The sequence below is a fragment of the Propionivibrio pelophilus DSM 12018 genome (genome assembly GCF_059569095.1).
Genome location: NZ_JCANUT010000024.1, coordinates 39,661 through 49,968 on the forward strand (window position 1 = coordinate 39,661; position 10,308 = coordinate 49,968).

A 10,308-nucleotide genomic window follows, 5' to 3' on the forward strand; every position below is an offset into this window, starting at 1 on the left:
GGTTACAGCGTTGCGGGCATGGCGACGCCATAGCGCCCTGCCGCCACGGTCAATGCCTCAAACACCTTCAGCGCCACATCGAGGCCCGCACATTGCGCCTCGGCAATCCGCCGCTGGGCCATTTCGCCGGGCATGCGCACGGGATTGGCCGGGTCGATCGGCGCGTTGGCGTGACACCGCCCGGTCAGGTAGTCCATCTGGCGCAGGAAGGCCTCCCGCCCGGCGAAGGCGTCGGGATCGAGCAGCTGCAGGAAGACGTTGGCGCCCCAGCGTTTCTCGCTGTCCGGACGGCCGAAGCCGCCCAGACCGTGGGTCAGCATCTCGACCATCAGCGACAGGCCGAAACCCTTGTGCCCGTACTCCCGCCCGCCGAGCGGCAGCAGGGAACCGTTGGCCCCCGGATCGAGAACATGCGGATCATTCGTCGGGTTGCCTTCGGCGTCCATCAGCCAGGGATGTGCGAACGGCGTATCGGCCGCCGATTTCTGCCGCGCCATGCCGACGGTGGTAATCGAGGTGCTGACGTCGATCCACACCGGCATCTCGGTGCCCGGATAGCCGATGGCGATCGGGTTCGGCGTGAACAACGGCTCCTTGCCGCCGTAGGGGGCAATGAAGCCGAAGGCCGGGTCGGACGAGGCAAGGATCACCGCCAGCCCGCGGTCGGTAGCCTGCTTGATCAGCGAAGTCAAGCAGGCGATGTGGTGGCTGCGGCGAATCACCGCGGTCACCACCCCGTGTTCGGCGACGCGCGAGGCCGCCAGCTCCAGCGCCTGCGATACGAGCCACGGACCCGGCAGGTAATTTCCGTCCCAGACGAACACCGCTCCGGAGTCGCGGACGACCTCTGGCGCGCCGGTCGTGGCCATCAGTCCCTTCTCGACCTGCTCCAGATACTGCGGACACAGCGCCATGCCGTGCGTGCGCTGCCCGACCATGTCGCCGGTCACGAGCACTTCGGCGACCGCCTGCGCCTTGTTGGCCTCCATGCCGGCAGCCGTAAAAAGTTCGGTGGCGAGTTGACTGAGCGAGGCGACGGAATAGCGCGGAGTTGTCATGTGAATCTCCCAAAGGGGTAATTACAGCCGGTCATGTGAGCTGGCCAAAAGTGCTATTGTATCGTCCGCGTCGAGGGCCCGTCCGGACGCCTCATGCGCATGCATTTCCCGGAGCATTCCCGACATGCCCGTCCCGGCCGCGTACCTCGGCATCATCCTCATCTGGTCGACCACGCCGCTGACCATCCAGTGGAGTACGCAAGGAACCAACTTCGCATTCGCCGTGCTGGCACGCATGGTGATCGGGCTGGCAACCGCGGTCGTGTTGCTTCTCGGCGGGCGAACCCGCTTTCCCGTGCATGCCCGCGCCCTGAACTCCTACGTCGTCGGCGGTCTCGGTCTTTTCAGCTCGATGGCCTTGACCTATTGGAGCTCCCGATACGTCCATTCGGGGCTGATCTCGGTAACCTTCGGCCTTTCACCGTTGATGGCCAGCATCCTGGCCACCTTTCTGCTCGGCGAAAAGGCGATCACGCCATGGAAGGTGCTCGGCATGCTCCTCGGCGTGAGCGGCCTCGGCATCATTTTCCTTGACGGCACCCGTCTCGGCGGCACGCATTTCAGGACTGGACTGTCCGTGCTGCTCTTCGCCGTGTTTTTCTACGCGACCTGTCTCGTCTGGCTCAAGCGCATCGGCGACGACAGCCCGCCGCTGGCCACTACCGTCGGCTCGCTAGGCGTCGCCACGCCGTGCTTCGCCCTGCTCTGGCTGGCGACCAGCGGCGAAATCCCGGCCTCCGTGCCCTGGCGCTCGGGGATGGCGATCGTCTATCTCGGCGTGTTCGGTTCGGCCGTCGCCTTCACCATGTACTACTACGTGATCAAGCACCTGCGCGCCACCCGGATCGCACTGATCACCTTGATCACCCCCGTGATGGCGCTGCTGCTCGGAAGCCTCCTGAACGGCGAGGACATCACGTCCAGTCTGGGCCTCGGCACGGCGCTGATCCTGCTCGGACTGGCGATCAACCAGCAGGAGTTGCTGCAACCGATCGTGCGCCGTCTCCACAAGAGCGAAAAGTAGCTTCCTGAGTACGGCCCCCTTCGCGCCATTGTTACCCTTTTTCAACGACCCTTCTTCGACTGCGGCTTCCTGAACATCAGGTAGAACGTCACGCCCATCAGCGCCACGACTGAGAGACTGATCGCACTGACGGCGATGGCACCCAGCTTTGGACATCGCAATCTCTTGCGACCGAACTGCAAGGCGATGCCTCCGATCTGGAAAAACCGCTGCAAACCTTGATCGAAGCCAACCTCGACCCCTTGCTCGGCATCCGCTTTCTGGCGACCGAATACTCCACCGGAAAGACCCATGGCGGACGCATCGATTCGTTGGGGCTGGACGAGAACAATTGCCCGGTGATCCTGGATGTACAAGCGTTCGGTTGGAGAGAACGTCATCAACCAGAGCTTGTTCTATCTCGACTGGCTGATGGACCATCAGGCCGAGTTCAAGCTGCTGACGATGGACAAGCTCGGCAAGGCGGCGGCCGATGCCATCGATTGGAGCGCGCCGCGTCTGGTGTGCATCGCGGCGGATTTCACCAAATACGACGGGCATGCGGTGCAGCAGATCAACCGCAATATCGAGCTCATCCGTTACCGCTGTTTCGGCGACGAATTGCTGTTGCTGGAACTGGCCAATGCAACGAGCAGCGCCAACGGCAAACCGGTCGGCGGCAACGAGACCAAGCCGGTGGCCGGCGAAGTTGCTCCGCCCAAATCGACGCCTCGTGACCGTTCCTTTGCCGAATGGTTGCCCCTGCTGCCGGCGCATCTGACTGAACTGCTGGCGTCGCTGGAAGACTACGTGATGACTCTGGGCGACGATGTGCAGCGCAAAGAGCTGCGCCTGTACGTGGCGTTCAAGCGTCTGAAGAACTTCGCCACGGTGGTGGCGCAAAAGAACCGGCTGCTCCTCTACCTACACCTGAATCCTGTAGAGCTATCGTCAATGCCTGCCATCGGTCGTGACGTCAGCCAACAGGGCCATTGGGGTACTGGCGACGTGGAATTGTCTCTGACAAGCCTGGCAGATCTGGATACGGTCAAGCCTTTGATCTTGATGTCCTATCTGGGTCATAGCACAACGGCCCAAAACTAGCCGATTGCCTAAGGAAACGCTGAACTATTCGTCACCCCGGCGAAGGCCGGGGTCCAGTTCGTTGAATTTTATGGATTCCGGCTTTCGCCGGAATGACGAATTCAACCTCTTGAGGAAATCACCAAACGCGACCTTACCCTGACTTCCCCGCCAGCATCGCCTTCATCGCCGCCAGCCTCGCTGCGCCCGTCGCCTTGTCCGGCGGCGCGTCGCTCTTGCCGCCGGAGAAGCGCAGGTCGTCCTTGCCCATTTCGGTGATGAAACGCGATGGCTCACACGGGATCAGTTCGCGTCCCTGCTTGCGCTTCTCGGCGTAGCTGATGTGCAGCGAACGTTGCGCGCGGGTAATGCCGACGTACATCAGCCGGCGCTCTTCCTCGATCTTCACTGGGTCGAGCGATTCACGGTGCGGCAACACGCCCTCCTCGACGCCGATCAGGAATACGTGCTTGAACTCCAGCCCCTTCGAGGCATGCAGAGTGGATAGCTGAACGGCATCGGGCTGGCTGCCGTCTTCCTGCTTTTCCAGCATGTTGATCAGGGCGATCATCTGGGTCATTTCGAGCAGCGTCTTGCCATCCTCCGCGCTTTTCTGCGTCAGCCAGTTGGCGAGTTCCTGCACGTTGTCCCAGCGCGTCTGCGCGACGCGCCGCTCTTCCTCGCCGTACAGCCAGGATTCGTAGCCGATCGCCGCGAGCAGGTCGCCGATCACCTGCCCCGCCGGCTCCTTGGCCGCGCGATATTCGAAGCGGTTGATGAACTGGCAGAACTCCAGCAGCGGCCCGAGCTGGCGCGGCTGCACGCGGTGTGCGAAGCCTTCCTCGAAGGCGGCGGCGAACAGCGACAGGTGCCGCTCGCCGGCGTATTTGCCGAGCGCTTCCAGCGTCGAGCCACCGACGCCGCGCTTGGGCGTGGTCACGGCGCGGATGAAGGCGGGGTCGTCGTCGCTGTTCGCCAGCAGGCGCAGATAGGAGGTGATGTCCTTGATCTCGGCCTTGTCGAAGAAGGACTGTCCGCCCGAGAGCAGGTAGGGAATCCGGTTGTCGCGCAGGTGCTGTTCCAGTGCGCGCGCCTGGAAATTGCCGCGGTAGAGGATCGCGTAGTCGGAAAATTTCGTGCGGTGCTCGAACTTGTGCGCCTGCAGTTTCATCACCACCTGCTCGGCTTCCTTCTCGTTGTCTTTGCACGCGGTCACGCTGATCGGGTCGCCCTGGCCGAGGTCGGACCACAGCTTCTTGTCGAACAGCTTTTCATTGTGCGCGATCAGGGTGTTCGCCGCCTTGAGGATGCGCACCGTCGAGCGGTAATTCTGTTCGAGCTTGATCAGCTTGAGTTGCGGGTAGTCGCGCGGCAGGCCGCGCAGGTTCTCGATGTCGGCGCCGCGCCAGCCGTAGATCGCCTGGTCGTCGTCGCCCACCGCGGTAAACGCCGCGCGCGGCCCCGCCAGCAGCTTGAGCAGGTGATACTGGCAGGCGTTGGTGTCCTGGTACTCGTCGACCAGCAGGTAGCGCAGACGGTTCTGCCACTTGTCGAGCACCTGTTGCTGCGTGCGGAACAGTTCCACCGGCAGGGAAATCAAGTCGTCGAAGTCGACGGCCTGATAGGCCTTGAGCGTCGCCGCGTAGCTGGCGTAGGCCTGCGCCGCCAGCTTTTCGGTGTCGTTCTGCGCGTCCTTCAGCGCCATGTCGGGCGAGACCAGCGCGTTCTTCCAGTTGGAGATCAGCGACTGCAGGCGGCGGATCGTCGCCTTGTCGACGCTGCCGGAGAGGTCGGAAATGATCCCGAAACAGTCGGTCGAATCGAAGATCGAGAACTGCGGCTTGTAGCCAAGCGCCTTCGCTTCTTCGCGCAGGATACGCACACCGAGCGAGTGGAAGGTCGAGATGGTCAACCCGGCCGGCTTCGTCGAAAGCAGCGAGGCAACCCGTTCCTGCATCTCGCGCGCTGCCTTGTTGGTGAAGGTGATCGCGGCGATGTTGCACGGATTGAAGCCGCAGTCGTTGATCAGATAGGCGATCTTCTGGGTGATCACCCGCGTCTTGCCGGAACCGGCGCCGGCAAGGACGAGCAAGGGGCCGTCGAGGTAGCGGATGGCTTCACGCTGGGGAGGATTCAGTAAGGCGGGCATCTTGAAAATACAGGATCTACGACAAATAAACTTAAAAACCTCACCGCAAAGACGCAGAGATCGCAAAGCAAACAACCCATTGATTTTCTTTGCGAACCTTCGCGTCTTTGCGCCTTTGCGGTGAAGAACTGAGTTTTTCGGGATAAAACACGGCGCCGACCGGGAACACCGCCCGGCCGGCGCCAGAACTGGCTTTTACAGGTAACGCAGCGCCAGCGACACCAGCAGGAGGACCGCAATCAACGCCAGCAGGCCGTTCTGGCGGCGCTGCGTGGCGTTCAGCTCGGCAAGGACCGGTGCGAGGTCGGCTGCCTTTTCGCGCCTCAGCGCACGATGCACCAGCCGCGGCAACTGCGGCAGGGTACGCGCCCAGTTCGGCGCCTCGTCTTGCATCCCGCGCAGCATCGCCCGCCAGCCGAGCTGCTCGCTCATCCAGCGTTCGAGGAAAGGTTTGGCGGTCTTCCAGAGATCGAGGTTCGGATCGAGCTGGCGACCGAGCCCTTCGACGTTGAGCAGCGTCTTCTGCAACATGACGAGCTGCGGCTGGATCTCGACGTTGAAGCGGCGCGAGGTCTGGAACAGGCGCAGCAGCACCTTGCCGAAGGAAATCTCGTGCAGCGGCCGGTCGAAGATCGGCTCGCAGACGGCGCGGATCGCCGCCTCGAACTCGTCGATCCGCGTATCGGCCGGCGCCCAGCCTGCCTCGACGTGAGCCGTCGCCACGCTCTTGTAATCGCGGCGGAAGAAGGCCAGGAAATTCTGTGCCAGATAGTTCTTGTCGACGTCGGTCAGCGTGCCGACAATGCCGAAGTCGAGGGCGATGTACTTGCCACGATTTGCCCCGTCGAGCGCGACGAAGATGTTGCCCGGGTGCATGTCGGCGTGGAAGAAGCCGTCGCGAAACACCTGCGTGAAGAAGATCTCCACCCCCGCCCGCGACAGCTCGGTCAGATCGATGCCCGCCCCGAGCAACGCCTTGGTGTGGCTGATCGGAATGCCGTGCATCCGGTCCATGACCATCACCGTCGTTGTGCAGAAGTCCCAATAGATCTCGGGTACCAGCAGCAGCTTGGAATCCTTGAAGTTGCGCCGCAGTTGCGAGGCGTTCGCCGCCTCGCGCATCAGATCGAGTTCGTCGTAAAGGTATTTGGCGAACTCGGCGACGACTTCGCGCGGCTTCAGGCGCCGACCGTCGCTCCAGAAGCGTTCCAGCACGCCGGCGGCCGTCTCGAGCAAGGCGATGTCGTGAGCGATGACGCCTTCCATGCCCGGACGCAGGATCTTGACCGCCACCTCATGCCCACCGTTTTCGGGATGCAGGCGGGCGAAGTGAACCTGCGCCACCGACGCGCTGGCCACCGGCGTCTCGTCGAACTCGGCGAACACCTCGCTGGCCGGTTTTCCGTAGGCGGCTTCGATCTGCGAGCGAACCAGTTCTACCGGAAACGGCGGCACCCGGTCCTGCAGTTTGGCCAGTTCGTCGGCGATGTCGAGCGGCAGCAGATCGCGACGCGTCGACAGCACCTGCCCGAACTTGACGAAGATCGGCCCCAGATCCTCCAGAAAGCGGCGCAGGCGCACGGCGTCCGGCTCGCCGTTCCGCCGCCAGAGACGCAAGGCGCGACACAGCGCCGCCAGGCGGCCGCTCGGCTCGTGTTCGACGATCATCTCGTCGATGCCGTGGCGACGGGCAACACTGAAGATCTTGGCGAGACGGAAAAGACGCATGGGAAAACAACCCGGGACGCAAAGCCGAGAGTTTATCCCGAATCGCCGCGTCCCCCGTGAACGATGCGTCGTTGCGCCGCCGCCGAACCTCCATTACCCTTCGCGCCCTCGCCAAGGAAAACAACATGCGCAAGGAAGCAAAACACAGCCCGTTCGAGGATTTTCTGGCTCTGCTGACAGGCACCCTGCTGGTGGCCCTGGCGGTCAACTTCTTCCGCTATTCCGGGCTGGTGACCGGCGGCACGCCGGGGATGACTTTCCTCGCGCACTACGCCAGCGGCTGGTCGTACGGCCTGCTCTACTTCCTGCTGAACATCCCGTTCTACGCCCTCGGCCTGCGCGCCCTCGGCAAGACCTTCACGCTCAAGACCTTCGGCGCCGTGCTCATGTTGTCAGTCTTCAGCGAAATGCTGCCGCGCTGGTTCGCCATCGCTTCGATTGAACCCGCTTTCTCGGCCACCCTCGCCGGCTTGCTCGCCGGGGCCGGCATGCTGATCCTGATGCGCCACCAGGCCAGCCTCGGCGGCATCGGCATCCTGGCGATCTTCATGCAGAAGCGCCACGGCTGGAGTGCCGGCAAGCTGCTGATGGCCACCGACGTCGCCATCGTCTGCGCCGCCTTCGTCATCACCGACCTGCGCCGCGCCGCCCTGTCGGTCCTCGGCGCGCTGGTGATGAACCTGGTGCTGATCGTCAATCACCGGCCGGGGCGGTATTTCGGGCAGTAGAAACAGGCGCTCGGCGGCGCTTGCGCGCCATGACTTGTCATTGCCCCCGGATCTCGTCGATGTGCCGGAAGGCGCTGGTAACCTTCTCGATCTGCCCACCGGGTACGCCGTAACCCTCAAAGTGCATCCGCCATTGACGCACAATTCGCCAGATGCGATCGATGATTTCCTCAGCACGAACCCGCGTCAGGCCAAAACGCGCGTAGGCAGACAACGCGTTGTCGACGGTCGCCAACCGCCCTTGCGCGCCGATGCCAAGATGCAGGTTTCGCTGCGTGGCCAGCATCGGGCGCGGCATCACATCGTAGAGCGGCGATAGCGCCCATCCCCGACGCTCGCCATCCCAGAGGAAAGCATGGTTGCGAAGATGGTCGTCGTCATTGGTGACGAAGATGTTGAACACCATGCGTCCGAACAACTCCTCCTGATCGGCCACGATTTTTTCCGCCACGCCGTAGCGCCGGATGCGATCCGCGATATCGCCGTAACTGCGCTGCGGCGACTCGGATTCATGGCATCCCAGCAGGGTCAGCGCGCTGACCATGTGGCGACGGTGCATCCGGCCATCCTGCCGGACCCGGTCAAAACGACGGATCAGCATGACCGTTCTCTTCCCGAGCGCCTCGGTGTAGATGGGGGGCACGTCCAGGCCGGCCTCCTTCGCCAGTAGCATCGTCGCCGCCTCGATGACGGGCACATCGATCGCCGTATCGCTGCGGGCCGGGAACTTTGCGAGCCACAGATTCCCCTCGGCGTCCTGGACGGTTGCCTTGGGCCGCATGCCCCCCATCGAACTGGCCGCGTCGAAGAAGTCTTCAAGACTCCCCGGAACCGGCAATCCTTCCTCGATCCGCTCGGCGGCCTGCAGCAGATAGTCAAGGCTCTGGATGCTTGCGCCGTGCGCCACCTTGGCGGCAGAAGCAATCGACGGGCGGATATCCAGCGCCCCGGCGCGTTCACTTCCGGCTTCCAGAAGATAGGTCGATTCCGGCAGGCTGTTCAGCGGCGCTTGAAGCCGCGATTCGATGACCCGCCGCCCCCAGCCGTCCGGGGCCGCGTCGCGGATGCCGCCGAACAGCACCAGCCCTTCCGCCGGAAATAGCTCGGTGCCTCTCTCGGGCGTGTTCGCGCCATGAATCGGCAGGCTCACCGGATCGACAGGCGCGGCATTGTGCCGGTCGAGATAGCGCAAGCCATAGCTGAAACGCGACGCCAGGAGTTCGCCGTGCTGCTCCAGCAGCGTCAGCAAGCCCGCGGGAACGAAATCGCCCGCCAGATGGATGAAAACGCCCAGCGTCTTCCCGGCCTGTGCTTTCCGCATCAGAAATCCAGCTCCTTCAAGCGATCCGGTGAAAGCTTGCGGGCGCGCTGACGTTGCTCGGCGTGCGCCAGCGCGACGACCGCGGGATCGGTTTCCACGAACAGGCTGAACAACGTCTTGCCGGGCGCTATCGCGTCCAGCAACCGAATGATCTGGCCAATGGCAACGCTCGGCGCCCCGCTTTCAATGGCGACAACGGTACGGCGGGAAATCCCGGCCCGCAGCGCGGCCTCCTCCTGCCGGACGCCCCGCGCAATCCGGAGCCGAGACAGGCGCAAACCGAGGTCTTGCAACTGGGCAAGCAACTCTTCGGAGATGGCGGACTTTTGATCGATCTTCATGAGCGTAAATTTGCACTAAAAACTAATTTTGCGCAATATAAAGCTCATTTTAAAACTAGTAGCAACGTAGCGCGGGTGAGTAACAATCGATCGCCAAAAACAATTGTGGTGCGTCCCCAATTACGCATGGTCCCGAAGAATGGCGCTTCCAATGCCGCGCATCCCTGTTTATCCTTTTGCTTGGCCAACTTTCTGGCATACAGCGACACTTTTGAACATGTCATTAAAATCATTCGTCAAAGGCTGGATCGGCGAGGCCGTCGGATCAGTGGCGCACAAATTGCTGCTGGACCCGAAGATCTACTTTCCGCTCAACAACGTCACTCTTCAGACCAGAAACGGCACGACACAGATTGACCACGTCATCGTCTCGAAGTACGGAATATTCGTCATTGAATCGAAAAACATGGACGGCTGGATTTTTGGAGACGCAAAAAGTCCTCAATGGACGCAAAGCCTGTTTGGAAAGAAATACAGATTCCAAAATCCTCTGCACCAGAACTATCGGCATATAAAGGTGCTACAAGAATTCCTCGGCGTTGAAGAATCTAAGGAAACGCCGAACAAGCCACTGAAAAACTTGGCGGCGCTTCAATATTGAGCCGAAATGGTGAAAGAAATCGATTTTTCATCGTATAAGTCGCCGGCTTTGGGCACGGATGCGGGGAATTTCCCCGTATCCGGCTCATGCCGGACGCACCTCTCCTGTCAGAGGTCTGCCCCATTTGTTGAGATTGATCATCGCCAGCATGGCGAAGGCCCGGTTGGCGTTCTTGGCGAGACCGCGATAACGCACCTTGGCAAAGCCCCAGAGACGTTTGAGCGTCAGGAAGGGATGCTCGACCTTGGAACGAATACTGGACTTGCGCCGGTTCGTTGCTTTGTCGGCCTCGGTCA

Annotated in this window: 11 protein-coding genes; 4 read left to right on the forward strand and 7 right to left on the reverse strand. The window is 62.0% G+C overall.

Going from position 1 to position 10,308, the window contains the following annotated elements:
• Positions 1-2 precede the first annotated feature (2 nt).
• Positions 3-1,058 (reverse strand): Ldh family oxidoreductase, encoded by a 1,056-nt coding sequence (locus BO74_RS11420; protein ID WP_496442447.1) that lies wholly within the window; start codon positions 1,056-1,058, stop codon positions 3-5.
• 124 nt (positions 1,059-1,182) lie between these two features.
• Between BO74_RS11420 and BO74_RS11425 the strand changes: the two genes are divergently transcribed.
• Positions 1,183-2,082: a DMT family transporter gene (locus BO74_RS11425; protein WP_496442449.1), complete on the forward strand. Its 900-nt coding sequence runs from the start codon at positions 1,183-1,185 to the stop codon at positions 2,080-2,082.
• Positions 2,083-2,123: 41 nt separating this feature from the next.
• Here BO74_RS11425 and BO74_RS11430 read toward each other — a convergent pair whose 3' ends face one another.
• Positions 2,124-2,438: a hypothetical protein gene (locus BO74_RS11430; protein ID WP_496442451.1), complete on the reverse strand. Its 315-nt coding sequence runs from the start codon at positions 2,436-2,438 to the stop codon at positions 2,124-2,126.
• On the opposite strand from BO74_RS11430, the gene BO74_RS11435 reads away from it, so the two are divergent.
• The gene (locus BO74_RS11435; protein WP_496442453.1) at positions 2,431-3,165 is read left to right on the forward strand and encodes a DUF5655 domain-containing protein; all 735 of its coding nucleotides are present in this window, start codon (positions 2,431-2,433) and stop codon (positions 3,163-3,165) included. The genes BO74_RS11430 and BO74_RS11435 overlap by 8 nt on opposite strands.
• 133 nt (positions 3,166-3,298) lie before the next feature.
• On the opposite strand, the gene BO74_RS11440 is transcribed toward BO74_RS11435, so the two are convergent.
• Both BO74_RS11440 and ubiB read right to left on the reverse strand, forming a co-directional pair.
• On the reverse strand, positions 3,299-5,293 hold the full coding sequence (locus BO74_RS11440; protein WP_496442455.1) for a UvrD-helicase domain-containing protein: 1,995 nt from the start codon (positions 5,291-5,293) through the stop codon (positions 3,299-3,301).
• A gap of 195 nt (positions 5,294-5,488) precedes the next feature.
• A complete protein-coding gene (gene ubiB / locus BO74_RS11445) occupies positions 5,489-7,021 on the reverse strand; it encodes a ubiquinone biosynthesis regulatory protein kinase UbiB (RefSeq protein WP_496442457.1) in 1,533 nt (510 codons plus the stop codon).
• 125 nt (positions 7,022-7,146) lie between these two features.
• On the opposite strand from ubiB, the gene BO74_RS11450 reads away from it, so the two are divergent.
• Positions 7,147-7,749 (forward strand): YitT family protein, encoded by a 603-nt coding sequence (locus BO74_RS11450; protein WP_496442459.1) that lies wholly within the window; start codon positions 7,147-7,149, stop codon positions 7,747-7,749.
• Positions 7,750-7,786: 37 nt separating this feature from the next.
• Here BO74_RS11450 and BO74_RS11455 read toward each other — a convergent pair whose 3' ends face one another.
• Both BO74_RS11455 and BO74_RS11460 read right to left on the reverse strand, forming a co-directional pair.
• Positions 7,787-9,070 (reverse strand): type II toxin-antitoxin system HipA family toxin, encoded by a 1,284-nt coding sequence (locus tag BO74_RS11455; RefSeq protein ID WP_496442461.1) that lies wholly within the window; start codon positions 9,068-9,070, stop codon positions 7,787-7,789.
• Complete coding sequence (locus BO74_RS11460) at positions 9,070-9,411, reverse strand: helix-turn-helix domain-containing protein (RefSeq protein WP_496442463.1); 342 nt, start codon at positions 9,409-9,411, stop codon at positions 9,070-9,072. The genes BO74_RS11455 and BO74_RS11460 overlap by 1 nt, the downstream gene beginning before the upstream one ends.
• Positions 9,412-9,562: 151 nt before the next feature.
• Here BO74_RS11460 and BO74_RS11465 point away from each other — a divergent pair, with 151 nt between their 5' ends.
• Positions 9,563-10,012, forward strand: coding sequence for a nuclease-related domain-containing protein (locus BO74_RS11465; protein WP_496442465.1), 450 nt, complete (start codon positions 9,563-9,565; stop codon positions 10,010-10,012).
• Between the two features lie 84 nt (positions 10,013-10,096).
• Here the strand turns inward: BO74_RS11465 and BO74_RS11470 are convergent.
• On the reverse strand, positions 10,097-10,308 hold a 212-nt coding region (locus BO74_RS11470), incomplete at its 5' end, for a transposase (RefSeq protein WP_496442467.1).